Source organism: Micromonospora pisi (assembly GCF_003633685.1).
Taxonomy (GTDB): Bacteria; Actinomycetota; Actinomycetes; order Mycobacteriales; family Micromonosporaceae; genus Micromonospora_G; species Micromonospora_G pisi.
Window position 1 is genome coordinate 3,466,409 of record NZ_RBKT01000001.1, and the last position, 25,586, is coordinate 3,491,994.

Annotated in this window: 20 protein-coding genes; 12 read left to right on the forward strand and 8 right to left on the reverse strand. The window is 68.7% G+C overall.

What is annotated here, in order from left to right:
- Positions 1-80: 80 nt before the first annotated feature.
- Complete coding sequence (upp, locus tag BDK92_RS14435; RefSeq protein WP_121157186.1) at positions 81-713, reverse strand: uracil phosphoribosyltransferase; 633 nt, start codon at positions 711-713, stop codon at positions 81-83.
- Positions 694-2,067, reverse strand: coding sequence for a glycosyltransferase (locus tag BDK92_RS14440; protein ID WP_121157187.1), 1,374 nt, complete (start codon positions 2,065-2,067; stop codon positions 694-696). The genes upp and BDK92_RS14440 overlap by 20 nt, the downstream gene beginning before the upstream one ends.
- Positions 2,068-2,194: 127 nt before the next feature.
- Between BDK92_RS14440 and deoC the strand changes: the two genes are divergently transcribed.
- Genes deoC through BDK92_RS14455 form a run of 3 tightly spaced genes read left to right on the forward strand, consistent with a single transcriptional unit; the run spans position 2,195 to position 5,425 of the window.
- Positions 2,195-3,154 (forward strand): deoxyribose-phosphate aldolase, encoded by a 960-nt coding sequence (gene deoC / locus BDK92_RS14445; protein ID WP_121157188.1) that lies wholly within the window; start codon positions 2,195-2,197, stop codon positions 3,152-3,154.
- A gap of 2 nt (positions 3,155-3,156) precedes the next feature.
- Complete coding sequence (locus BDK92_RS14450) at positions 3,157-4,593, forward strand: aldehyde dehydrogenase family protein (RefSeq protein WP_121157189.1); 1,437 nt, start codon at positions 3,157-3,159, stop codon at positions 4,591-4,593.
- On the forward strand, positions 4,586-5,425 hold the full coding sequence (locus tag BDK92_RS14455; protein ID WP_121157190.1) for an aldehyde dehydrogenase family protein: 840 nt from the start codon (positions 4,586-4,588) through the stop codon (positions 5,423-5,425). Before BDK92_RS14450 ends, BDK92_RS14455 begins: the two co-directional genes overlap by 8 nt.
- A gap of 113 nt (positions 5,426-5,538) precedes the next feature.
- Here BDK92_RS14455 and BDK92_RS14460 read toward each other — a convergent pair whose 3' ends face one another.
- Positions 5,539-5,913, reverse strand: a complete 375-nt coding sequence (locus tag BDK92_RS14460) for a hypothetical protein (RefSeq protein ID WP_147457007.1) — start codon at positions 5,911-5,913, stop codon at positions 5,539-5,541.
- Between the two features lie 161 nt (positions 5,914-6,074).
- Here BDK92_RS14460 and BDK92_RS14465 point away from each other — a divergent pair, with 161 nt between their 5' ends.
- Both BDK92_RS14465 and BDK92_RS14470 read left to right on the forward strand, forming a co-directional pair.
- Positions 6,075-6,923 (forward strand): helix-turn-helix domain-containing protein, encoded by an 849-nt coding sequence (locus BDK92_RS14465; RefSeq protein WP_121157192.1) that lies wholly within the window; start codon positions 6,075-6,077, stop codon positions 6,921-6,923.
- A 9-nt stretch (positions 6,924-6,932) separates the two neighbouring features.
- The gene (locus BDK92_RS14470; protein WP_121157193.1) at positions 6,933-7,133 is read left to right on the forward strand and encodes a DUF397 domain-containing protein; all 201 of its coding nucleotides are present in this window, start codon (positions 6,933-6,935) and stop codon (positions 7,131-7,133) included.
- Between the two features lie 13 nt (positions 7,134-7,146).
- Here BDK92_RS14470 and BDK92_RS14475 read toward each other — a convergent pair whose 3' ends face one another.
- Positions 7,147-7,629: an FBP domain-containing protein gene (locus BDK92_RS14475; protein ID WP_342775892.1), complete on the reverse strand. Its 483-nt coding sequence runs from the start codon at positions 7,627-7,629 to the stop codon at positions 7,147-7,149.
- Between the two features lie 59 nt (positions 7,630-7,688).
- On the opposite strand from BDK92_RS14475, the gene BDK92_RS14480 reads away from it, so the two are divergent.
- The gene (locus tag BDK92_RS14480) at positions 7,689-8,333 is read left to right on the forward strand and encodes a TetR-like C-terminal domain-containing protein (protein WP_246017037.1); all 645 of its coding nucleotides are present in this window, start codon (positions 7,689-7,691) and stop codon (positions 8,331-8,333) included.
- Between the two features lie 601 nt (positions 8,334-8,934).
- Here BDK92_RS14480 and BDK92_RS38405 read toward each other — a convergent pair.
- Genes BDK92_RS38405 through BDK92_RS14490 form a run of 3 tightly spaced genes read right to left on the reverse strand, consistent with a single transcriptional unit; the run spans position 8,935 to position 17,036 of the window.
- Positions 8,935-9,498 (reverse strand): hypothetical protein, encoded by a 564-nt coding sequence (locus BDK92_RS38405; protein WP_147457008.1) that lies wholly within the window; start codon positions 9,496-9,498, stop codon positions 8,935-8,937.
- 37 nt (positions 9,499-9,535) lie between these two features.
- Positions 9,536-15,355 (reverse strand): ricin-type beta-trefoil lectin domain protein, encoded by a 5,820-nt coding sequence (locus tag BDK92_RS14485; RefSeq protein ID WP_246017522.1) that lies wholly within the window; start codon positions 15,353-15,355, stop codon positions 9,536-9,538.
- A complete protein-coding gene (locus BDK92_RS14490) occupies positions 15,252-17,036 on the reverse strand; it encodes a hypothetical protein (RefSeq protein ID WP_147457009.1) in 1,785 nt (594 codons plus the stop codon). The genes BDK92_RS14485 and BDK92_RS14490 overlap by 104 nt, the downstream gene beginning before the upstream one ends.
- A 431-nt stretch (positions 17,037-17,467) precedes the next feature.
- On the opposite strand from BDK92_RS14490, the gene BDK92_RS14500 reads away from it, so the two are divergent.
- Positions 17,468-17,863, forward strand: coding sequence for a BlaI/MecI/CopY family transcriptional regulator (locus BDK92_RS14500; protein ID WP_121157198.1), 396 nt, complete (start codon positions 17,468-17,470; stop codon positions 17,861-17,863).
- 4 nt (positions 17,864-17,867) lie between these two features.
- On the forward strand, positions 17,868-18,773 hold the full coding sequence (locus BDK92_RS14505) for a M56 family metallopeptidase (protein WP_121157199.1): 906 nt from the start codon (positions 17,868-17,870) through the stop codon (positions 18,771-18,773).
- A gap of 18 nt (positions 18,774-18,791) precedes the next feature.
- Here BDK92_RS14505 and BDK92_RS14510 read toward each other — a convergent pair whose 3' ends face one another.
- On the reverse strand, positions 18,792-19,652 hold the full coding sequence (locus tag BDK92_RS14510; protein ID WP_121157200.1) for an alpha/beta fold hydrolase: 861 nt from the start codon (positions 19,650-19,652) through the stop codon (positions 18,792-18,794).
- A gap of 155 nt (positions 19,653-19,807) precedes the next feature.
- Here BDK92_RS14510 and BDK92_RS14515 point away from each other — a divergent pair, with 155 nt between their 5' ends.
- Genes BDK92_RS14515 through cydC form a run of 4 tightly spaced genes read left to right on the forward strand, consistent with a single transcriptional unit; the run spans position 19,808 to position 25,565 of the window.
- Positions 19,808-21,064: a cytochrome ubiquinol oxidase subunit I gene (locus tag BDK92_RS14515; RefSeq protein WP_121157201.1), complete on the forward strand. Its 1,257-nt coding sequence runs from the start codon at positions 19,808-19,810 to the stop codon at positions 21,062-21,064.
- A gap of 9 nt (positions 21,065-21,073) precedes the next feature.
- Positions 21,074-22,081: a cytochrome d ubiquinol oxidase subunit II gene (locus BDK92_RS14520; RefSeq protein WP_121157202.1), complete on the forward strand. Its 1,008-nt coding sequence runs from the start codon at positions 21,074-21,076 to the stop codon at positions 22,079-22,081.
- Positions 22,078-23,754, forward strand: a complete 1,677-nt coding sequence (gene cydD / locus BDK92_RS14525; RefSeq protein WP_121157203.1) for a thiol reductant ABC exporter subunit CydD — start codon at positions 22,078-22,080, stop codon at positions 23,752-23,754. The genes BDK92_RS14520 and cydD overlap by 4 nt, the downstream gene beginning before the upstream one ends.
- On the forward strand, positions 23,751-25,565 hold the full coding sequence (gene cydC, locus BDK92_RS14530; RefSeq protein ID WP_121157204.1) for a thiol reductant ABC exporter subunit CydC: 1,815 nt from the start codon (positions 23,751-23,753) through the stop codon (positions 25,563-25,565). Before cydD ends, cydC begins: the two co-directional genes overlap by 4 nt.
- Positions 25,566-25,586 lie beyond the last annotated feature (21 nt).

Sequence of the window (25,586 nt, forward strand, 5' to 3'; positions counted from 1 at the left end):
GCGAAGCCGTCGTGCGCGCAGGGCGAAGACGCCGCACCGGGCGGCGCGAAGCGGAGCGAGCCAGCCGAGCGCAGCGAGGCTCAGAAACGGGGCATGCCGCCGAACTGGCGGTCGCCTGCGTCGCCGAGGCCGGGAACGATGAACTTGCGCTCGTCGAGCTGCTCGTCAATGGCGGCGGTGACCAGGCGCAGCGGCAGACCGGTCTGCTCCAGCCGGGCGATGCCGTCGGGGGCGGCGAGTACGCAGATCACGGTGATGTCGGTGCAGCCCCGCTCGGCGAGGAGCCGGCAGCAGTGTTCCAGCGATCCGCCGGTGGCGAGCATCGGGTCGAGCACCAGCACCGGGCGGCCGGTCAGGTCCCGGGGCAGCGACTCCATGTAGGCGCGGGGTTCGAAGGTGTGCTCGTCGCGGGCGAGCCCGACGAAGCCCATCGACGACTCGGGGAGCAGGGCGAGGGCCGAGTCGGCCATCCCGAGCCCGGCCCGGAGCACCGGTACGAGCAGCGGCGGGTTGGCCAGCCGGGTGCCGTCGGTCTGGGCGACGGGGGTCTGGATCGGGTACCGCTCGATCGGGAAGGAGCGCGCGGCCTCGTACACCAGGGTGGTGGTGAGTTCGTGTAGGGCGGCGCGGAACGACGCCGCGTCGGTACGGGCATCGCGCATCGCGGTGAGCCGCGTCTGGGCGACAGGATGGTCAACGACGAGTACGTCCACGATCGCTCAACCTACCGAATGCACCGACCGGCTGGGCGGGGCCGGGTCGACCTGCCCATTCGGCCTGTCTTCGGGCAACCTGCGCGTGTCGCCGGGCGGCGTGTGCGTAGACGTCGCAGATCGCGTCGGCGTACCGCTCGGGGGTGTGTCCGGCGGCCCGGTCGGCGGCGAGTTGGCCGAGTCGCCGGGCAGCGGCGGGGTCGGTGAGGAGGCGGAGCAGGGCGGCGGCGAACCCGGTGGTGGTGGGGGCGGCGCAGTCGGCGGCCCCGGCGAGCGGCCCGTGCCGGTGCAGGACCGGGTCGACCAGGACCGCGGGTACGCCGGCGAGCGCGGCTTCCTGGAGGACGAGTGCCTGGGTGTCGGTGCCGGAGGGGAAGGCGAGCACCTCGGCGGCCCCGTACGCGGCGGCCACCACCGGTGGCGGTTGCTGCCCGATGACGGTGATCCGGTCGGCCACCGCCGGGCCGACGAGACGCAGGAGTTCGGCGAGCCAGCGGGGCTCGTAGATCGCGCCGACCAGCACCAGCCGGGCGCGGGGGCAGCCGGCGAGCAGTTCGGCGAAGGAGTTGATCAGAAGGTCGACGCCCTTTTCCCGGTTGACCCGGCCGACGAAGAGGATCACTTTGTCGGTCGGGGCGATGCCGTTGCCGGCGCGGAAGGCCGCGACCTCGGTCGGGGAGGTACGGCAGGGGGCGACCCCGGTGGGCACGAGGAAGACCCGGTCGTCGGGGACGGGCAGGCTGATCCGGTCGAGCACGGCCCGGGTCGGCACCACGACCGCGTCGGCGTCGCCGAGCAGGAGCAGGTTGGTGGCGTCGAGGGCGGCCCGGCGGTGGCTGGCGGCCGGTGCCTGGCGGGATGGTGCGGCTCCGCCCGGGGCCGGCTCGGGCCGGACCGGTGGGCGGGGTACGCCGAGCCGGTGGGCGTAGAGGCGGACGGCGCCGCGCAGTGCCCTGGTCGGCACCTTGTACGCGTCGACGTACGCGTGCAGGTCGGTGTGGTACGTCTGGACCAGCGGCAGTCCGAGCCGCCGGGCGGTGAGTACGCCGAGCAGCCCGACCGGGCCGGGGGTGTGCACGTGTACGACTTCGGGTGCGCTGGCGGCGATCTCGGCGATGGTGCCGGCGGCGGCGCCACCGTGCAGCAGCCACGGGGAGAGCCGCAGGTCGGCGACGCCGCAGGGCAGCGCCCGTAACCGCATCAGGTCGGGCTCGCCGGTCTGGCCGGGGTGGCGGGGCACGACGGTGAGGCCGGGGTGTCCCCGGTCGGCCAGCGCCCGCACCAGGGTGCGGATGGAGCTGACCACCCCGTCGCGACGGGGCAGGTAGGTGTCGGTGAAGTGCACTGCTCGCACGCCGAGGACGGTGGGGGTTCGGTGCCAACAACGGATGTCGCTGGTTCGACAAGGCGGTGAAGTCTGGCGGTCCGGTCCCGGCAGTGAGCAAGATCACATCGACGCGCGGGTGCGTAGACTTGCCGCCATGACGGCGACAACGACGTCGGCGTGGTCCGACCTCTCCGATCTGGGGCGGTCCGAGGCCGCGCTGCGTACCTTCCTGCACGGTCTGCCCGGCGTCGACCAGGTCGGCGCGGAACAACGGGCGGCGATGCTCGGCACCCGCTCGATCAAGACCACGTCCAAGGCGTGGGCGATCGATCTGGCGATCCGCATGGTCGACCTGACCACGCTGGAAGGGGCCGACACCCCGGGCAAGGTACGCGCGCTGAGCGCGAAGGCGCGGCGGCCCGATCCGGCCGACCCGTCCTGCCCGGCGGTCGCCGCCGTCTGTGTCTATCCGGCGATGGTCCCGGTGGCGGCCGAGGCGCTGGCCGGCTCGGGTGTGCACCTGGCGAGCGTGGCGACCGCGTTCCCGTCCGGGCAGGCCCCGCTTGCGGTGAAGCTCGCCGACACCGAGGCGGCGGTCGCGGCCGGCGCCGACGAGATCGACATGGTGATCAACCGGGGGGCGTTCCTCTCCGGCCGCTACCGCGAGGTCTACGACGAGATCGTGGCGGTGAAGGCGGCCTGCGGCGACGCCCACCTGAAGGTGATCCTGGAGACGGGCGAGCTGGCCACGTACGACAACGTGCGGCGTGCCTCGTGGCTGGCGATGCTGGCTGGCGGGGACTTCATCAAGACCTCCACCGGCAAGGTCCCGGTCGCCGCCACGCTGCCGGTGACGCTGGTGATGCTGGAGGCGGTCCGCGACTTCCGGGACGCGACGGGTCGCCAGGTCGGGGTCAAGCCGGCCGGTGGGATCCGTACCACCAAGGACGCGATCAAGTACCTGGTCATGGTCAACGAGACCACCGGCGAGGACTGGTTGGATCCGGACTGGTTCCGGTTCGGCGCCTCGACGCTCCTCAACGACCTGCTGATGCAGCGCACCAAGCTGACGACCGGCACCTACTCCGGTCCCGACTACTTCACCCTGGACTGATCATGGCTGTCTTCGAGTACGCGCCCGCGCCGGAGTCCCGGGCCGTGGTGGACCTGCGGCCGTCGTACGGCCTCTTCATCGACGGCAGGTTCGTCGACCCGACCGACGGCGCGAGCTTCAAGTCGGTCAACCCGGCCACCGAGGAGGTGCTCGCCGAGGTCGCCGAGGCCGGCCCCGGCGACGTGGACCGGGCGGTACGCGCGGCACGCAAGGCGTACAGGAAGGTCTGGGGTCCGATGTCGGGCCGGGACCGGGCGAAGTACCTGTACCGGATCGCCCGGATCATCCAGGAGCGTTCCCGTGAGCTGGCGGTGCTGGAGTCGCTGGACAACGGCAAGCCGATCCGGGAGTCCCGGGACACCGACATTCCGCTGGTCGCGGCGCACTTCTTCTACTACGCCGGCTGGGCGGACAAGCTGAACCACGCCGGCTTCGGCCCGGACCCGCGCCCGGTCGGCGTGGCCGGCCAGGTAATCCCGTGGAACTTCCCGCTGCTGATGCTGGCCTGGAAGATCGCCCCGGCGCTCGCCGCCGGCAACACGGTGGTGCTCAAGCCGGCCGAGACGACCCCGCTGACCGCCCTGCTCTTCGCCGAGATCTGCCAGCAGGCCGACCTGCCGCCGGGTGTGGTCAACATCGTCACCGGCGCCGGGGAGACCGGCCGGGCCCTGGTCGAGCACGAGGGCGTGGACAAGGTCGCCTTCACCGGTTCGACCGAGGTGGGGCGTTCGATCGCCCGCGCGGTCGCCGGCAGCCGCAAGAAGCTCACCCTGGAGCTGGGCGGCAAGGCCGCCAACATCGTCTTCGACGACGCCCCGATCGACCAGGCGGTCGAGGGGATCGTCAACGGCATCTTCTTCAACCAGGGGCACGTCTGCTGCGCCGGTTCGCGGCTGCTGGTTCAGGAGTCGGTCTACGAGCAGGTGCTGGAGTCGCTGAAGCGGCGGATGGCCCGGCTGCGGGTCGGCGACCCGCTGGACAAGAACACCGACATCGGCGCGATCAACTCGGCCGCGCAGCTCGACCGGATCCGGGAACTCTCCGAGGTCGGCAGCGCCGAGGGGGCCGAGCGCTGGTCGCCGCCGTGCGAGCTGCCGGACCGGGGGTTCTGGTTCGCGCCGACCATCTTCACCGGGGTCACCCAGGCACACCGGATCGCCCGCGAGGAGATCTTCGGGCCGGTCCTGTCGGTGCTCACCTTCCGCACGCCGGCCGAGGCCGTCGAGAAGGCGAACAACACGCCGTACGGGCTGTCGGCCGGGATCTGGAGCGACAAGGGTTCCCGGATCCTGTGGATGGCCGACCGGCTGCGCGCCGGGGTGGTCTGGGCGAACACGTTCAACAAGTTCGATCCGACCTCGCCGTTCGGCGGGTTCAAGGAGTCGGGCTACGGTCGCGAGGGCGGCCGGCACGGGCTGGAGGCGTACCTCGATGTCTGAGACGGTGGACCGCCCTCGGCTGGCGGTACGGAAGACGTACAAGCTCTTCGTCGGCGGGAAGTTCCCGCGCAGTGAGTCGGGGCGGACGTATCTGGTGCAGGACTCGAACGTGTCACTCGCCTCCCGCAAGGACGTACGCGACGCGGTGGTGGCCGCCCGCGCGGCCGTGAAGGGTTGGGCGGGGGCGACCGCGTACAACCGGGGTCAGATCCTCTACCGGGTGGCCGAGATGCTGGAGGGGCGGCGAGACCAGTTCGTCGCCCTCGGGTGCAGCCCGGCCGAGGTGGACGAGGCGATCGACCGCTGGGTCTGGTACGCCGGCTGGTCCGACAAAATCATGCAGGTGCTCGGCAACCCGAACCCGGTGGCCGGCGCGTTCTTCAACCTGACGATTCCGGAGCAGACCGGGGTGGTCGGCATCGTCGCCCCGCCCGAGTCGCCGCTGCTGGGGCTGGTCAGTGTGATCGCCCCGGCGATGGTCACCGGGAACGCGGTGGTGGTGCTCGCCGACGAGCAGGCGCCGCTGGCCGCGATCACCCTGGCCGAGGTGCTCGCCACGTCGGATCTGCCCGGTGGGGTGGTCAACCTGCTCACCGGTCAGGCGGCGGAGACCGCGCCCTGGCTCGCCTCGCACGCCGACGTGAACGCGCTCGACCTGACCGGGGTGACCGACCCGGAGCTGGCCCGATCGTTGGAGCAGGCGGCGGCGGGCACACTCAAGCGGGTGCTGCGCCCGTCGGCCGGTCCGGTCGACTGGACCGCTGATCCGGGCCTGGGGCGGATGAAGACGTTCATGGAGATGAAGACCGTCTGGCACCCGAAGGGCGTCTGACGCTCGCCGCTCGGCCCCGCTGAAAGCAATAACCCGGTTTTGGTCTACACGTTCTTTCGTGTGCCTACACGAAAGAACGTGTACGAAGAAACCGCGTTACCGCTCCTTTTTCGTCAGTCGGTCAGCTCGCGGAGTCGGGCGGTCCAGTAGGTCAGGTCGGAGTGGTGCTCCACCAGGCTGACCGGCTCACCGCAGGCCGCTTCGATCAGGTCGACCGCCTCGTCCAGGTCACCGGGGTTGTGGTCCCAGTCCCCGTCCCGGTACATCCGCAGCCCCACGTCGGTGCGGTCGTAGCTGAGCACCTCAGCCGCGTCCGGCGGCACCAGGACGATCGTGTAGCGACCGACCTCCACCTCGGCCTCGCTCGGTTCCGGCTGCTCGGGCCGGCCCCGGCGGAACCGCTCCAACACCGATTCAATCGGACCGGGCGAGTTCGCCGGGTCGTACGGCCGGGCCCACGGCGGGGTGTACTTCGCTGAGGTTGTCACGTTCACAACGACCTCCCGGTGCGTTGGTTATTGATCAAGGCATCGAGCAACGTTGCAGTCAACTCTTGCGCTCGACGGGCATCACTGTCAATACTCAACGCGACGACAACAGTCGATCACCGTTACGGCCGGTCGATCGAAATCGGAAGCGGGAGTGCGCGATGGCGAAGTCGAATCAGCCCACAGTGGTCGGTCGCGGGCTCGGTGGCGAGTTGCGTGGGCTGCGGGAGGCGAAGAAGCTCGGCCTGCGCCGGGTCGCCGCCCGGCTCGACTGGCAGGCGTCGAAACTGTCCCGGATGGAGACCGGCATCCAGGGCATCCGGGCCGAGGATGTTGCTTCCCTACTGGTGATCTACGGCGTGACCGGTGACGAACGCAGGCGCCTGCTCGGCATGGCCGAACGCTCCGCCGAGTCGGGCTGGTGGGAGGTGATCGGCGGGCTCTCCGACGAATCCCGTACGTTGATCCGCCTGGAAGCCGAGGCCACCAGCGTCGTCAACTGGCAGCCGCTGCTGATTCCCGGCCTGCTCCAGACCGCCGACTACACCCAGGTGCTGATGCGCGACGGCGGGGTCGAGGAGCCGGACGCCCAGTCCCGGGTGGCGGCCCGACTTGGCCGACAGGCGGTCCTCACCCGTCCACAACCGCCGGAGCTGCTGGCGATCGTCGACGAGATGGTGTTGCGCCGGGTGCTCGGCAGCCCTCGGCTGATGGCCCGCCAGCTCCGGCACCTGATCGAGGCCGCGGAACGCCCCAACATCACGCTGCGAGTGGTGCCGTTCGCGGTCGGCGGGCATCCCGGACTCGACGGCGGGTTCGCGCTCTTCGACTTCCCCCGCAACAAATCCGTGGTCTATCTCGACCAGAAAATCTCCGGGCTCTTCCTGGAGGAGACACCGCAGGTGGCGTTCTTCCGGCGGGAGGCGGAGCGGCTCGGCGCGGTAGCCTTGAGCCCCACCGAGTCGGTCGACTTTGTTGCGCGGGTCGCAACGGAGCACGAGCGAGAGTGAGTCTCCCGGATGATCGCCCCTGACCTCTCCGCCGCCACCTGGCGCAAGTCCAGCCGCAGCGGCACCAACGCGGACTGCGTCGAGATCGCCGAGTTGCCCGAGGCGGTTGCCGTACGCGACTCCAAGGACCCGTACGGGCCGACGCTCGCCTTCGACCGCACCGCCTGGGCCAGCTTTGTCACCCGTACGCCAAGGGCTTTCTCGGTCTGAGCACCGCCCACGGTCAGCCGGCGACCTGCCCCAGGAAGGCGTCGAGGCTGGCCATGGTCCGCTCGATCTTTTCTTCGAGGGTGATCGACTCGTGGAGGCGACGGCCGGCGTCCTTCTTGCCGCGCAGATAGAGCGAGCAGGCCAGGTCGGTGCAGATGTAGAGCCCGACGGAGTTGCCCTGCCGCCCGCTCGGCCCGGCCTTGCGCGCGGTCATCAGCGAAACGCCGTCGCCGGTGTGCGTGGTCAGGCACAACGAGCACATGCTGCGTCGCAGCTGCCCGGTCTGCGATGCCACCCGCAGCGCCACCCCGACGAGCCCGCTGCCGGACTCGGTGACCAGGTAGGCCCGCTCGCCACCGGAGGGGTCCCGCCACCCGAAGAAGTCAAGGTCGGCCCAGGGTCGCGCGTCCAGATCCTTCGGCACGCCCAGCCGCTTCGCCTCGCCCTTGGTGCAGTTGACGAAGGACGCGCGGATGGCAGGCTCGGTCACGGGCATCATAGGAGTTATCCTAGAAGCCCTAGGCAAATGATTAAAACTTCTAGGTACGGAGTGTGGTGCACGTGGCACGTGCCGGGGTGACCACCGAACGCCTGACCCTGGCGGCGGCGGAGCTGGCCGACGAGGCCGGCTTCGAGAACGTGACCGTCTCGGCACTCGCCCGCCGCTTCGGCGTCAAGGACGCCAGCCTCTACTCCCACATCAGGAACGCGCAGGACCTGCGGATCAAGGTCGCACTGCTGGCCTTGGAGGAACTCGCCGACCGGGTCGCCGACTCACTCGCCGGCCGCGCCGGCAAGGACGCCCTGGTGGCCTTCGCCAACGCGTACCGCGACTACGCGAAGCAGCACCCCGGCAGGTACGCCGCCATGCAACAGGACCTCGACCCGGAAACCGCAGCCGCGAGCGCGGGCGGCCGACACGCGGAGATGACCCGGGCGATCCTGCGCGGCTACCAGCTCTCCGAACCCGACCAGACCGACGCCGTACGCATGATGCACAGCACCTTCCACGGGTACGTGAGCCTCGAACGGACCGGCGGGTTCCGCCACCACCCGCGTACGGCCGACGTCTCCTGGTCCAGAACCCTCGACGCCCTCGACACCCTCCTCCGAAACTGGCCCGCAACATCAACTGCTGTTCGAACTCCACCTCCGCCCGTGTCGGCTACGAGCGACACCGATCTATCCTCACCCGCCTAACACGAAGCCGTACGCCGGCCGTATCGCGGGCCGCCATTCTGGCGAGGTCCATCTTGACCGAAGGGCATCTTCCCGGTAATCCAGCACAATTGACATATCGATGCAAGGTCACCAATCAACAGCGCTCGCTGCGGATCGATGCCTAAACTCTTCCCGGGAATAACCTCTCCACATGCAGGACGGCAACGCTGCCGCACGCCGGCAGACTTCGACACACGCACCATCACCCTGGCGACGGAGTGTAGCCAAGGTGATGCGCCGGAATATGCAGGCCCTTCTCGCCGAGATTCCTCGCCGAGCCTCCACTTCAAGGATCCTCTATCCGGGATCCAGTGGGTAGACGCGAAGCCAAGCCCGATCGCCCGGAATGCCTCGCAAGAAGGACAGACCTCGATCCAATGCCTTGCACAGGCAGCGGAAGTCGGAATGGTACGGACGTAGATTCACCCAGCCCAGGGCCTGACAGCATCAGCGTCCACGGTTCCGCCCGAATCAAAACCTTTCGTGGTCAACTTTGAGTGGTGCCCGAGACGACGTCGTCGCGGCAGCGGTACACCTCGCACTTCAAATACCGTTACCTGAACAAATCTTGTTGGCCACGTCATTGACATGATTGAGGAAGGTCGTCGATAGCAATCTCGATGTGTTCGCGTATTGACAGGCACGATCGCAACGACAGCGCGCTAACGAATGCCTGGCAAACTTCATTCAAAACACCGTCAACATGGACGGCACACATGAGAAGTATGTCGACACAGCTGGCATTCCCCGACGCCAATAGCTCCTCGATGAACGCATTCAGCCGACTCGCCATCATCTCGACACAAGTCCGCACGGACACCTCGCCGACTACTTGATTGTCGACGTGCTCTTCATAACCGGTCGCGATGACACTCAAGAGATCAAGGATCGACTTGCGTCCAGGCGGCGGCGCCAGATCCATCGCGACGAGCAAGCATGAGGTAACCGGTTTAACCGCTTCGGACAGCCTCCCATCCACAACGACCACATTGTCGATTCGCCAGTATCCCGCCGCAGCCTGCTCGTCAGACTCCGCAGAAGCCAACGTCACGATAGCCACAGGAACCCTTGAGGCATCACCCGTGAACGTGCGGAAGGCGGTCCAGTCATGCTTGGCCAGTTCAACTGAAAGCGATGGATCCACCTCGGTTCCCTGTTGCGCCAACTTCCACCTTCACAATCTAGTCGGGATCGTTAACTCGGAGCCAATCTGACGCGAACGTGGTCTCGGGGGAAACATTTTCTCTTCCCCACGTGAGCTCACAACTGATGCAAACAGCTCGCGGACTCAGAAAATTGGATTTACGCAGCAATACAGGAGTTGTCCGCATTACCTTCGTTGGGTCACCGCCCAAGGCGTTGATAAGACATGTCTCAGCGCATCCTGCCGCCGAAGACGCCGCAGCCGCGTACTCGCCAGTTTGCATGTTGTAGCCGCCGATCGCAACATTCGGCATCTTTCTGCCCGATACCGACCTACTGAGATGAGTAGCCAAGCTGTCGCGAGCTTGGATCGCCGCGCCTTCAAGCTCCCCTGACGAAAGCCCCGTCGACTTGTTGACTGCCGTGCCGATGCAGTTGTGTACGAGTACCGGGGTGGTGCCGGCTACCACGTAGTACGTGTGGTCGGTGTCGACGGTGAGGTCGTGCATGACCTCGGAGCCAGCGTAGTAGCGGGTCGTGGTGACGGTTGCGGGTGTTTTGTCGAGTGCGAGGAGGCGTTCGCCGGGTTGCAGGTTGACGGCGTCGATCCAGGCGTAACGGGTCTGGCTCCAGAAGGGATGGTGCTGGGTGGTTTCGATGACCTCGATGCGTCCGTCTGCGAAGCGGATGGTGAGGTCGGCGAGGTCGCTGTCGAGGTTGGTGTGGGTATCGGTGACTTTGCGCGCCTCGGTCTCGCCGGTCGCCGGGTTGGTGGCAAGGACCTGGTCGCCTTCGTCAAATTCCTCGATGGCCTTCACCTGCCCGTTCGCCAGGACCACCTTCGTCCCTGGGGCAAAGCTGTGGCACTTGCCGAGGATCTTGTTTGCCCAGGCGACTGACTTGTCCCATGCCCTGACGGCGCTTTCGACAGCCTTCAGGCGATTGAGAAGAGCTTTGCCCTTGAGGAATGCGTTCGCCACTTTACCCGGAGGCAGGACGTTGAGTAGCGCCATACCGCAGGCGACGAGGTTTCCGCCGACACATCCGAGGATGTCGTTGATGCCAAGAAAGTCAAGCAGCAGGTCACCGGCAGCCTTGAGGATGACCTCCTTGATGCTGGTGTTCTTGATCTTATTGGCCTTGGCGAGGTCTTCCTTGCTCGGCCCATTATTGGTCGGCTTCTTCGCCGGCTTGACCGGGTCCTTCCTGACGCCCCACTTACCGTTACTCTTCTTGACAACCTTCTCGCCCGTAGCCCGGTAATGGCGCTCGTCCCCATCTGCGGTTTCCGTGATGAGTGGCCTGAGACCGTCGGGGTCAGTGAAAGTGACGGGCGAGTTGTAGGAGTAGGCGTATCCGTTGATTTGTTGTGGGTCGGCGGTGTCGATGACCGGGTCGACGCTGATGAAACGGCCTGTGGTGGGGTCGTATTCGCGGGCGCCGAGGTGGGTGAGGCCGGTGGGGTCCTGCGTGCCACCGACAAAACCCTTCTGGCTGGGCCAGGTGGTGGGTTGGGTGCCACGGGGTTCGCCGAAGGGCGTGCTCCGGCGACGGATGACATCGAGGCTGTCGGGATCGATCTTGACTTGGCTGGTGCCGTGATGGTCGGCGGAGACCCAGGTCAGGCCGGTGACGCCGCGTACGGCGACGGTGGTGCCGTTGTGGGTGTAGTAGCGGGTGCCATCCACCTGCCCGTTGGTCTTGAGGTGCAGCTCGGTTCCGCCGAGGTAGAGGGTGCTACCACCACCGCCGGTGTCACGACGCAGGAGCCGGTTGCCGCTGGCGTCGTAGACGTAGCTGGTTTCCAGCCCGGTTTGGCTGGTGGAGGCGAGGTGGCCTTCGGGATCCCAGGTGAGAGTTTGGGTGGCACCGTTGACCGGCCGGGTGATGGTGTTGCCTGCAAGGTCATATGTGTAGGTGTCGGTGCGGGTGGTTTCCCCGGTGTAGGCAACCTGGGTAAGGGTGTGAGGCTGGTCGGCCTTCGGATTGGGGTAGGTGGAGGTGGCCGTGGTGGTGCCGGTCGCACTCCAACTGGTCTGGGTCTTCCGGTTGCCGGTGACGTCATAGGTCCACGCCAACCGGTACGGGTCCGCCCCTGCTCGCTGTGGCGTGGTGCAGCCGGTGGCGGGCTGGGACCATGCGTCGGTGAGGCGCCGGTGGTAGTCGTACCGGAAGCATTCGACCTGGTCGCGGACGCCGTCGCTCTTGCCGGCGATGGTAGTGATGTTGCCGGCCGGGTCGAACTCGTACTCCGAGGCAGAGCGGTTGTTCCACGTGTTCGGTGTGGTGGGGTTCTCGGTGTCGACCAGGATGTTGGTGAGGCGGCGGGTGGCCTCGTCGATCCCGTACCCGAGCCGCACTCGTTTGCCGGCCGCGCCGAGGATCTGGTTTTCGATCCCACCCAACCAGTCGTGGCTGGTCGAGGCGACGTAGGTGGTGATCGGAGAGGCCATGGTGGTGGCGAGACCAGTGGTGCCGTACCCGTAGGTCAGGGTCTCCTCGGGCAGGCCGCCGAGAGCGGGCAGCGTGGTGGTGGCAGGTGCGCCGGTCGGGAGGAACGTGGCGGCGGTGGTGTAGATGCCGGCGAGGTTGCCCTCGGTTGCCGGGATCGTGACGGTGCTGCCGGTGGGCTGATATCGGTCGGTGTAGCCGGTGACGGCGGTGGTGTAGGCAGCGGCGCCAATGTGGCGGGTGGAGGACGTGAGCTGCCCCTTGGCCAGGGTGTCGTAGACGTACGAGGTCCGCAGCGCACCGGTAGGGCTGTCATCGCGTGTTTCGGTGAGCCGGCCGAGCGAGTCGTTGTAGACTCGCGCGATCGTTTCCCCACGGGCGTCGGTTGTCGTCAGGACCCGGTCGAGGTCGTCGTACGTGCTGCTGGACTCGCCCGCATCGGGGTCGTTCTTGCTGATCTGCCGGCCGCGCAGGTCGTAGGTGTAGCTCCACTCGTTCCCAGCCGGGTCGATGACCTTGGTCAGCATGTCGGACGGGTCGTACTGGTAGATGGTTTCGTCGGCCCCGCCGGAGATGGACCCGGTGTGGTACTGCCGCAATGCTGTCGTGTTACCGCGGGCGTCGTGGATGGTGGTGGTGGCGACCCCACCGTCGGGCGGATCAACGTGGATACGGTCCCCGCCGTAGGTGGTGGTGGTCTGCCACTTGAACGTGTTGCGTGACCAGAACGCGTCAACCTTGGGGCGTCCGGCGCCGTCGTAGGTACGCCGAGACTGGGTCGCCACGTCGGCGTCGTTGAATGCGTACAGGGTGCCGTTCGAGGCGGCGGCGTTGTGGAACGTCGACGTCTTGACGGGCAGGCCCTGGGAGTCGTACTGGGTGTCGCTCACCGCGCGGGTGCCGGACGGGGTGGTGCTCTGGGTCTGCCGGGCCTGTAGGAGCCCGTCGTAGATCGCGAACGAGCTGACCTGGTTGCCGTTCGGCGCGAGAGTCTTCGTCTGCACGTGCCGGGCGGTCGCATTGACCGTGTAGATGTACTCGGCATCGGGGGTCTGGTTTGTCGCGCGCCCCGGATTCCACACCTTGGTGCGCCGCCCGAGCAGGTCGTACTGAGCCGTGGTCGTCTTGTTGTTGGCGTCGACAACGCTCAGGATAAGACCCTTGCGGGGATCGTAATGGGTGGTAGTGATGTGTCCGGCTGGGTTTGTCACGGTGACGGTGGACGGCGCCGCACCGGTGGGCGGGGTGTAACTGGTTCGGGTGGTGTTGTTCAGCGCGTCGGTAACCGTCAACGGTCGCCCGTAGCTGTCATACGTGGTGCTCGTGCTGGTCACGTAACTGCTGGTCGTGCCGTTGTGCGACTTCACCTGTTCGGTCCGGGTAACCAAACCCTGGGTCGGCGCGACACCAGCGGCCTGCCCGTCGTAGGAGGCCACATCATCGGAGACCAGGTCCTGTGGGTACGTCGGAGTGGCCGAGCAGTCCTTCAAAGTGGTGAGGGTGCGGGAAACGGTATCGACGATTCCGCGGGTGGTGTTACGGACGTAGGTGTACCTAGTGCAGAGGTTGTCGGCCGCGGTGTTGAGATCGCCCGCATTGGTGACGGTGGTCGGGAGCCCGTATTCGTCGAAGGTGGTGCGCTTGTAGGTCCAGCGCCAGGTACCGGAGGCAGGCAGCCATGTCCGCTGCCATGCGCTTCCTTCCAAGACCATGTGGGCTTTCACGTCCTCGCCGCCGGCGACCGGTGTTGGCCGCAGCCCGGTCTGCACGGCGGTCAGAACACGAATCGTGCCCCCGATGACGGTGGTGCCGTCGAGGGTGATCTCCTCGCGTGGGCGTCCCTCCAGGCCGTTGACGTCAGAAACCCGGTTCGCCCATAGCTGGCTCAATGCGGCGGTGCAGTCCCAGATCCCTGCCTGAGTGCCGTTCGGTGCTTGCCCGCCTGCGAGGCAACGCCCGGACTGTGGGTTGAGCAGCGTTCCATTCGGCTGTGGCTGCCACACCTGGCTACCGCCGCCGTTGCAGGTGAGCAACTGCACCAGGGTGCCGTTTGCGGTGCCGCCGTTGATCACGTCAAGGCACTTGCCCGACCTTGGGTTGAGCAAGCCGCCATTAGCCCGGGTTTCCCAACCCTGTCCGCTGCCGTCGTTGCACAGACGGGAATCGGCTCGGGTTCCGTCAGTCGTGCCGCTGACCTCCAAACAGCGGTTGCTCTGCGGGCTGATCAGGGTGCCGTTCGCCTGCGGCTGCCAGATCTGACTCCAAGCGTTGGTGCAGTCCCAGATCTGCAGGCGGGCCGCGCGGCTGGTGGATGCGCTGACGATGTCGAGGCACCGGCCCGTCGGCGGATTACGCAAGCTTCCGTTGGGTTGCCGCACCCAACGCTGGTTCCCACCGGTGTTGCAGTCCCAGAGCGTGACCTCGGAACCGTTCCCGGTGGCCTGGTTGGCGATGTCCAGACAGCGACCCGATTGCGGATTCCGTAACCGGAAGGACGGGTCGGTCAGCGACGGGTAGTCGGTCTGCCACACCTGCCCGGTGGCACCGGTGCAGTCCCACATCTGGATGACTGACCCGTTGGCGGTGGCGTTCCCCGCCGCCTCCAGACAGCGACCGCCTTGACCGGAAACCGCCACCTGCATCCCGGGCGTGCCCATCGGCGTGGTGATCCCCACCCGGCGGCTGTTCCACACCATGGACTCGTTGTCGGCACTGGGCATCCCATCGCCGCTCATACCCCGGAAATAGTGTTTCCGGGAACTGGTCTGGGGGCCGCCCGCCGCACCTTCGGTGGTCGTGACCGTCGTGTACCCACGCCACAACGACCACGTCCGGACCGCCGCCAACGACGTCTCGTTATGGTCATGCGCCCACAACGCCGTGTCAGTCGAACCGTCGATCCCGTAGGAGTAGGACGTCACCTGGTCCGGCGACCCACCGGTGGTGTCGTGCTCCACCACCTGCGTCACCACGTACTTGTGGAACCAACCGTATCCGGCTGGCATGCCCACCGGTTTGTGCATCTGCGGGAAGCAGCGCCAGGGATTCGCGTGCGGGCTTGGCTGCACCGCCCGGGTGCACTCCTCGCCCGAGTAGGTGACCAGAGTCTCCCCACCGACCCCGTTTTTGATCACACCGATCCGGTAGCGCGCGTACGGTGCGACACCGATGTCGTTGCCCCAGTCCACCCGGTTGTACTTACGAGTGCCACCGAACTGGACCGCAGGCTCCGCGAGTCCGGTTGTCCCATCCTCCGCGAATCCGGTGCGTGTCACACTGTCCAGCCACAGATTCGGCGACGTGTCATCGCCCGCCGGGCTGATGAAGTCGCCGCTGGCCGGGTAGCTCTGGGCGAGGTCCCAACGATCCACCGTCCGGTACTGACCGGCCGAAGAATTCCACAACATCGCCCGCACGGCCGACAGCTTGTATGGGCTGAAGAAGACCGGGCTCGTGGTACCCGGGCAACTCGTCGACGACGACGAGCAGTGCAGATCCCACGGGGTGTCGGGGTAATCCGACTGCGCGCAAGCCGAACCGGTGACACACCGAAGTGTCTTGTCGAACTCCACCCGCCCCCCATGGCGTCTGCGCACCCTCGTTACCCGCCCGGGTGCCGTAATCGATGTACTTCGGATATCCCGCGAGTTCGTACGACGCGACCCCGGCGGTGTTGTTGTTCCGCCCGTAGTTGCCGCTGTACTTGTCGTAGAAGTACGTCATCGAGTTGCCGGTCGTGTCGGTGACGTAGTCCAACTGCCACCGATACGCCTGTCGACACGACGACGCCGCGAACCCGCTTGAGGAGTAACACGGTTCCCCTGCGTTGTTCCCGAACACCGGGACCGTCAGAACCGACGACGTCACCCTAGGGTCGGTCGGGTATCGCTTGTGCAGCCCGAAGTGGTACTGCGTGCCGTCCTGCGACGTGACCCGCCAATACTCCCCGTCGTTGTCTCCATTACTCAGAGACGTGTCCTTGAGGGCCTCGATCTTGAGCCCTTCATCGTTGGCGCCCTTCCACACCCCGGTCGCGGCGTCCCGAACCAGGCTCGTCGACGAGCCGCCCCACACCAGCGTCGCGTTATCCGGGGAGAACCAACACAGGTCGCCCGTCGTGCCACCGTCGTCTGCACACGAACGGTACGACCGCTCGATGTAACCGACCTGCAGATCCCAACCGTCACCCACCCACGACGCCTGGCTGTTACGGGCCAGCGTCCGCCCATCAACCGAACCCGACGAATACCCCAACGCCAGTTCCGGTTCCAACCCGCCCGGCGAAGACGGCACCGCAAATGGGTAACTGAACCCAAAATCACCACCCTGACCACCAGCAGACCAGTCATACGTCGGAGACAACGACGTCGCCGTGAACGTGCCACCCGCTGACTCCGCCGTCGACGCCAACGCCACCACCATTGGCGCCGCCCCCGACTCCCCCGCAACAGACGACTCGACAGCCGGGTCGCCACCGACCGCCACGCTGCCCGACACCACACCGGCCCGGTTCACCGAGTCCAACGGCGTCTGCACCTGACACACCGGCTCCGCCGGGGTATCCAACACACACGCCGGCAACCCCACCAACCGCAACCGCTGCCCGTAATCGGCCCCAAACGCGTTGGTGAACTGCCCGTAGTCGACGCTCAGCTTCACCGGCCCGGACCGGCCCACCCCGTCCGCACGCGACAGCGCCAACACCACCCCAGGCACACCCGCAGCCCGCGCCACAGCACCGTCGACGACACGCGTCCTCACTGTTGCCGGCCCCGACAGCCCGGCCGCGCGGCCCCGTCGGGACAGGTCATCGACCACCACCTCCGGCGCGATCGACACCGGCAACCCGCCCACCGTCGCCGGCGTCCCTGACACCGGTACGTCCGCCACACCCGCCGACGGCAACGCCGTTCGATCCACTGCCTTGATGGCAGCCCCGTCGGAATCCGCACGAGTCGGCTTCACCGGCTCCACCGGCCGCACCGGAACGGACTCCTCCGCCGCCGTACCCGAACCAGACGGCTTCGGTGCCGCCTGCGCCGGCACGAACGGCACCACCGACACCGCCATCACCACCGTGGTCGCCAACACCCCACGCCTCGCCCACCGGTACACCCGGGAAAAAACCCGCGACGACCCCACACCAGCGAACACGTGGTCCTCCCCAGGACAACACCAACGATCAATGAAAGCCATCGAACGCTAGAGATCCAGACCACCAACCGTCAATACCCAATCACAAATAGTAAGGACGGGTTGATCGTTAATGGACAAAAGACCGACGACGATCACTAAACGTGTCGGAGTGATGGACAATTCGAATACGGCAGCCTGGGCACAGCGGCGTTTGATCAGAGGCTCCCCCCGACCGGACACGCCGCGCCAAGGTCGCCCACTCCCGGAAGCGGCGGACCATTGCGGTCGCCCTCACCTGGCAATTCACGACCACCACGGCCGGACCTACCGCCTCCGAGCCCCGGGACCTGGGCTGTTACGACGACGAGTAGTAGGCTTAGTTCGTGACGCGACTGGGTGACCTCGAACGTGCGGTGATGGACGTCCTCTGGGACCGGGCCGCCGCCCCACGCGCCGGCGCGGAGAGCGCCACCGGGGTCACCGTACGGGAGGTCGCCGAGGCGCTCAGCGACCGCGAGTTGGCGTACACGACCGTGATGACCGTGCTTGACCGGCTCGCCGGCAAGGGCATGGTCGAGCGGGAGCGGGAGGGCCGGGCCTGGAGTTACCGGCCGGCGGCCACCCGGGAGGCACACATCGCCCGGCTGATGTTGGACGCGCTCGACCTGGCCGGCAGCCGGGACGCCGCCCTGGTGCGGTTCGCCCGGTCGGTGACCGGCAACGAGGCCGAGGTGCTGCGGGCGGCCCTGACCGACGAGGCCGCGGACCGGCAGGGCTAGGGCCATGACGTACGCCGCTCACCTCGTCGGTACGGCCGTGGCGTGCTACCTCCTCGCCATGGTGCTGCTCCGCTCCACCTGGACCTGGCGCAGCCCTCGGGTGGCGATCATTTCCTGGCAGGCGATCGGCCTCGCCCTCGGACTGTGCGCGATCGGGCTGCCGATGTCGATCGGGCTGGCGCCGTACCACGAGGGGCTTGGCGATTCGCTGCTGCACCTGGGCCGCGACCTGCTCCACGGCACCCTTCCCGCCGGGCTCGGGGTGACCCAGCTCGCCCTGGTCGGGGTCGGTTTCGGGGTTGCCACCGCCCTGCTCGGCTCGACCGTACGCGGCCTGGTCAGCGCCGTACGCGCGCAGACCCGGCACCGGCAGTTGCTGGACCTGGTCGGTCGGGACGATCCGGCCGCCCCGGGCGCGCTGGTGCTCGACCATCCGAGTGCGGCGGCGTACTGCCTGCCCGGGATGCGACCGACCGTGGTGGTCAGCGCCGGCACCCTGGACCTGCTGGACCGGACCGAACTCGCGGCGGTGCTGACGCACGAGCGGGCACACGCCGACGAGCGGCACGACCTGGTGCTGCTGCCGTTCAGCGCGCTCTGCCGGGCGCTGCCCCTGGTGGGTTGGCTGCGCCGGGCGTCGGAGACGGTGGCCCTGCTGGTGGAGATGCGGGCCGACGACAAGGCCCGGCAACTGCACGCGGAGGGGCCGTTGGCGAACGCGCTGCTCCGGTTCGCGACCGCCGGATCGCGGGTCGCCCCGGCCGGCGCCCTCGGCCTCGCCGACGCGCACCTGGACGCCCGGGTGCAACGGCTGCTGGTTGTCGGACCCCGCCCGTGGCTGCGTGGCCTGGCCAGCCTGGCCGTCGCGACGACCCTGGTGGCCCTGCCGGTGACGCTCTTCTTCGCCTGACGAACGCCAACACCCCGCTCAGCTCGACGGCACCGGGTGACCGACGACGATCTCGGCGAGACGCCGCGGGTGTTCCAGGAAGGCGAAGTGTCCGGTCTCGGGCAGGATGATCGGTTCCACGCCCAGCGCCTGCGCGGTACGCGCCCGCTCGTCGGGCCGGGACCAGTCCTGTTCGCCGTAGACCAGGGTCACCGGCGCGGTGACGCTGCCGTACATCTCACGGGCGGCGCTCCATGAGCGCCAGTTCAGGTAGACGTTCCGTTCGACGTAGTGGAAGCCGGGGCGTTTGAGGGTGGCGTCGAACTCATCGAGCAGCGGTTCGGGGACCTTCTTTCCCTCCGCCAGGCCGCCCTGCATGATGTGGCTGGTGACGGACTTGTTCTCGGCGGCGCCGAGCGCCGGTCCCACCACCGGCAGCGCCACGCCACCGAGGATGACATCGGCCAGTCGGTTGCCGCGCCGGATTCCGTCGGCGAACCGGGTGTCGTAGTCGTAGGGGTTCGAGGCGACGACCCGGGCGACCGACTGCGGTATCTGGCTGGCGACGGTGAGCGCCAGTACGGCGCCGATCGAGTCACCGACCATGGTCACGTCCCGCAGGCCGAGCTTCGTGATCGTGTCAATGACGCCGCGTCGCAGGTAGGGCTCGTCGTACTCGACGGTGGTGGGCTTCGACGAGCGGCCGTGGCCGGGCAGGTCCAGGACGTAGACCGTGTAGTTGCGCGCCAGCATCGGGATGACGTCGACGAAGTATTCGAGCTGGGTCCGGATCGTGTGCAGCAGCACCAGTGGCGGTCCGGAGCCGGCTCGGAGATACCGCACGGTGCGCTCGGAATCGAGTTGTAGGTCGGCGGCTTCGCCGAGTTCGTCGATGTGCATGGCGTGGGTTCCCCGGCACGGGCGACGACAAAACGCCGCTCGCTATCTACTACCGAGTGTCGTAGGCTCAAGTTACTACTGCCCGTAGTAGAGATAGGTAGCGAAGCTACGTGTAGGCTCGCTATGAGATGTGAGCCGACATGTTTGGGGATGGCATGGACGCACTCCTGATCGCCCGCCTTCAGTTCGCCACCACCACCTCCATCCACTTCCTGTTCGTGCTGGTCACCCTGGGACTGGTCACGATGCTGGTCTACCTGCAGACCGCCTGGGCGATCACCGGGAAGGCCGAGTACGAACGCCTGACCCAGTTCTGGGGCACGCTCTACCTGATCAACTACGCGCTCGGGATCGCCACCGGGATCGTGATGGAGTTCCAGTTCGGACTGAACTGGAGCGGCCTGTCGCGGTACGTCGGCAACGTCTTCGGCGCACCACTGGCGATCGAGACACTCGCCGCCTTCTTCCTCGAATCCACCTTCCTCGGGATGTGGATCTTCGGCTGGCACCGGCTGCGGCGCGGGGTGCACCTGGCGCTGATCTGGGGCGTCGCGATCACCGCGTACGCCTCCGCGTACTGGGTGCTGGTGGCGAACTCCTGGCTCCAGAACCCGGTCGGCTACCGGCTGGAGAACGGTGTCGCGCACCTCACCGACTTCGCCGCCCTCCTGACCAACCCCACCCTCGGCATGGCGTTCGGGCACGTGGTCAGCGCGGCCGTACTCACCGGCGGACTGCTGATGGCCGGGATCAGCGCATACCAGCTCATCCGCCGTACGCCCGACTACGCCCTGTTCCGCCGGTCACTGCGGATCGGTCTGGTCACCGCCGCGCTCGCCAGCACGATGGTGATGGGCTTCGGCTTCTCCCAGTTCGGAGCGGTCGGCGGCGTCCAGCCGACCAAGTACGGCGGCGACGCCGAGAAATCCGCGATCGTCTCGGACTGGACCACCCGGTTCGGGCCGGGCGACTACACCCCGCCCGCCTGGAGCAACGCGGCGCTCGGCTTCATGATCCTGATCGGCTTCGCGCTCGCCTGGAGCTGGCTGCTGCTGCCGCTGCTCTTCCGGGACTGGATCATCCGGTTGCGGTTCCCGCTCTACCTGCTGCTGATCGCGATACCGCTGCCATTCGTCGCCGGCATCCTCGGCTGGCTCGCCCGCGAAGGCGGACGCCAACCCTGGGCGGCGTACGGCCTGCTCAAGGTCGAGGACGCGGTCACCCCGATCTCCAGCGGCGTGCTGCTCACCTCGCTCATCGGCTTCGCCGTCCTGCTCGGCGCCCTCGCGGTCACCAACTGGACGTTGCTCGCCCGTCGTGCCCACCGGGGCGCCCACGACCTCGCCCTCGGCCGACCCCCGCACTCCACCGACGAGTCCGGCGCACGGCCCAACCACGTCCTGGCCGGTTAGGAGAGCACGATGGAGATCTTCTGGTACGCCCTGCTCGGCCTCTTCCTCACCAGCTACCTCGTGCTCGCCGGCTACGACTACGGCGTCGGCCTGCTGCTCGCCGGCGCCGACAATGAGCAGTCACGTCGACGGGCGCTCACCGCACTCGGCCCGTTCTTCCTCGGCAACGAGGTCTGGCTGGTCGCCGCCGTCGGCATCCTCTTCGGTGCCTTCCCGATGCTGGAGGGCGAACTCCTCTCCGGCCTCTACCCGGCCGTGGTCACCGCACTGGCCGGGGTGATCCTGGTCACCGCCGGAGTGCAGCTGCGCAGCCGACCGGTCAGCGCCGCCGGACGGACCCGCTGGGACCGGGTCGTCGTCACCGGCAGCGCGCTCGCCACGCTGGGCTGGGGCGCCGTCCTCGCCGGTCTGCTCCAGGGAGTGCCGCTGCGCGCCGACGGGCACGTCGCCGGGATCAGCCACCTCCTCACCCCGTTCGTCGCCGCCAGCGGGCTCGCCCTGGTCGGGCTGGTAGCCGTACACGGGGCGGTTTTCCTCGCCCTGCGACTGCCGGCCGGGGCCGGCGAACGCCACCACCGACTGGCCCGCCGCCTGATCCCCGCCGCGCTGGTCGCGGTCGGCGCGGCCACCGTGCTGGGCCTGCTCTCCCACCGGGTACGCGAAACCACCCAGCAACCGGTCGCCGCGCTGCTCCTGCCACTGCTGCTCACCCTGGCGCTGGTCGCCGTCAACGGTGCGCTCACCCGGCACCGGGTCGGCCTCGCCTTCGTCGCCAGCTCCACCGCGCTCGCCCTGCCGGTGCTGCTGGTCGCGGCAAGCACCTGGCCCTACGCACTGGTCTCCAGCGTCGACCCGGCGGCGAGCCTGACTGTGATCGACGCCGCTGCCAGCACACCCACCCTGCGGCTGTTGAGCTGGCTGCTGATTCCGCTGCTGCCAGCCCTATTAGGCTTTCAGGCAATGAACTGGTGGGCGTTCCGCGGACGGATCGACGACCGGGCGCCGGTGTACTGGTGAGCCGACGCCGCCCCTTCGATCCACGGCTGCTGCGCCGGGTCCCCTCGACCCGGCGCCAGGTCGCCGTGCTCGGCGGGCTCGGCGTCCTCGCCGCCGGGCTCGTCATCGCCCAGGCGACCACCCTCGCCGACCTGCTCGCCACCGCCGCCGGTGGTCACCTCGACCGGGCCGCGCTGATCGGATTCGTCGTCGCCGTCGCCGGCCGGGCAACCGTGCTCTGGGCGCAGGGCGCGGTCTCGGCCCGGATGGCGGCCACGGTCAAGGCGGCGCTCCGCACCGACCTGCTCGACGCGGTCGGGCAACGCGGGTCCGGCTGGCTCGCTGGTCAGCAGGCCGGACGGATCGCCACCCTCGCCGGGCGCGGGCTGGACGCCCTCGACGCGTACTTCACCGGCTACCTGCCGCAGCTCGTGCTGAGCGTGACCGTGCCGCTCGCCGTACTCGCCCGGCTCACCCTCGCGGACTGGAGTTCCGCACTGATCATCGCGGCCACCCTGCCGCTCATCCCGGTCTTCGGGGCGCTGCTCGGCTGGCAGGCCCAGGCCGCCACCGAGCGGCAGTGGCGGCGACTCAGCATGCTCGGCGGGCACTTCCTGGACATGGTCGCCGGCCTGCCGACCCTGCGCGCGTTCGGCCGGGCCCGCGCCCAGGTCGACGTGGTCCGGCGGATGGCCGACGGCCACCGGGCCGCGACCATGAAAACGCTCCGGATCGCGTTCCTCTCCGGGCTGGTCCTCGAACTGGTCGCCACCCTCTCGGTGGCGCTGGTCGCGGTCCCGATCGGGCTGCGTCTGCTGCACGGCGGCCTGGCCCTGCAGACCGCACTGCTGGTGCTGCTGCTCGCCCCGGAGGCGTACCTGCCGCTGCGGACGGCTGGCAGCCGCTTCCACGCCAGCATGGAGGGCCTGACCGCGCTCGACGACGCCCTGACCGTGTTGGGAGGGGCCCCCTATACAACGGAATCCGATAACAAGGGGCCCTTGCTCACCCCGGGCGAGATCCGGTTCGAGGGGGTGGGGGTCGAGTACGAGCGCGGGGTCGCGCTGCGGGACGTGTCGCTGACCATCCGGCCCGGTGAACGAATCGCGGTGATCGGGCCGAGCGGGGCCGGCAAGAGCACACTGCTCGGCCTGCTCCTCGGCAACGTCGCCCCGACCAGCGGGCGGATCACCGTCGACGGGGTCGACCTCGCCACCGCCGACCTGGAACATTGGCGCCGGCAACTGGCCTGGGTGCCGCAACGGGCACACCTCTTCGCCGCCTCGCTGACCGACAACATCCGCCTCGGCCAACCCGACGCACCGATCGACACGGTCCGCGCGGCCGCCAGCGCCGCACTCCTCGACGACGTCCTCCGGGACCTGCCGGACGGGCTCGACACCCTGCTCGGCGAACGCGGCCACGGCCTGTCCAGCGGGCAACGACAGCGGGTCGCCCTGGCCCGCGCCTTCCTGCGGGACGCGCCGATCGTGCTCCTGGACGAACCCACCGCCCGGCTCGACGGCGGTTCCGAGGCCGCCGTACTCGCCGCCACCCGGCAGCTCGTCGCCGGCCGTACGGCCGTGCTGGTCGCCCACCGGCCGGCGCTGCTCGCCGAGGCGGACCGGGTGCTCCGGGTCGAGGACGGACGGGTGACCGAACTCACCGCCGGCCGGACGGAGGTGGCCGTATGAGCACGCGGGACAGGCAACCCCTCGGAGCCGAGCGGGTGGTGCTCCGGCTGGCGCGACCGTACCTGGGTCGGCTGGTCGGAGCCGGACTGCTCGCCGCCGGGACCGAACTCGCCGGGCTCACCCTGATGGCCACCGCCACCTGGCTGCTGATCACGGCCGCCGGGCAACCGCCGCTGGACGTACTCACCGTGGCGATCGTCGCGGTCCGGGCACTGGCGATCGGCCGGGGCGTCCTGCGCTACACCGAACGGCTCGCCGGACACGACGCCACCCTGCGCATCATCACCGACGTACGGGCCCGCGTCTTCGCCACCCTGGCCGGCCGGCGTACGACCAGCGACCAGCACACCGGCGACGCGCTGAGCCGGCTGGTCTCCGACGTGGAGGCGGTACAGGACCTGCTCCTGCGGGTCCTGGTGCCGGGCGCGGCGGCGGCTGTGGTGAGTCTGCTCGCCATCGCCGGCACCGCCGCCGTCGCACCCGCCGCGGCGCTGCCGCTCGCGGTCGGCCTGCTGCTGGCCGGGGTCGCCCTCCCCGCCGCCGCCACCGCCCTGACCCGGCGGACCGCCGACCGGGTCGCCCCGCTGCGCGGCGCGCTCGCCGTGGACGCGGTCGACCTCACCCACGGCGCCGCCGACCTGGCCGCCTTCGGTGCCACCCGGGCGGCGCTGGAACGGGCCGACGGACGGGGCCGTGAGCTCGCCGGACTGGAGCGGCGGCTCGCCGCGGCCGGTTGGGCGATCGACGGAGTCGGCGTGCTGCTCTCCGGTGCGACGAGTGCCGCCGTGGTCGTCACCGCCCTGCACGCCGGGGTCGACGGGGTCCTGGTCGGCGTACTCGCGGTCGGCACCCTGGCCGCGGTGGAGGTGACCCTCGCCCTGGTCGGCGCCGCCCGCCAGTGGACGCAGCTCCGTACGGGCCTGCGCCGGGTCGCCGTACTCCTGGCCGAGGAGCAGAACGCCGAGGAGCAGAACGCCGGGGAGCAGAACGAGGACAACCAGCCGGACGACGCCGGGTCGACCGCCGCCACCCCGCTGCCTGCCGAAGGGGTCGACTGCGCACTCGACGAGGTGACCGTCCGGTACCGAGCCGGCGCACCGGCCGCGCTCGACCGGGTGAGTCTCGAACTGCCGGCCGGCGCCCGGGTCGCCGTGGTCGGGCCGAGCGGAGCCGGCAAGAGCACCCTGATCGGCGTACTGACCGGGGCGGTACGACCGGAGAGCGGCCGGGCCACCCTCGACGGGCGGGACGTACGGACGTACCGCCCCGAGGAACTGCCCCGGATCGTCGGCGGACTGCTCGCCGAGGCGTACGTCTTCCACGCGTCGGTACGGGAGAACCTGCTGCTCGGCCGGGCCGACGCCGACGACGACGAGTTGGCCACCGCGACCGCTGCCGCCGGCCTGCTCGACTGGGTACGCCAACAGCCGGCCGGCTGGGACACCGTGGTCGGCGAGGACGGTGGTCAGCTCTCCGGTGGCCAACGGCAACGGCTGGCGCTGGCCCGTGCCCTGCTCGCCCGCCCCCGGGTGCTGGTCCTCGACGAACCCACCGAAGGGCTCGACCCGCAGAACGCCGACCGGGTGCTGGTCACCGCGACCGGCGCGGTTCCGGCCGACCATGCCGTACTCCTGGTCACCCACCGGCTGCGCGGCCTGGACCGGTACGACCAGATCCTGGTCCTCGACGGCGGGCGGGTGATCCAGCGTGGGCGGCACGAGGAGCTGCTCGGGCAGCCCGGCTGGTACCGGGAGCAGTGGCTCACCCAGGAGGCGGCCGAAGGCGACTACCTCGCCCTCTCCGCACACTGACCCGACCCTGAGACGGATCGG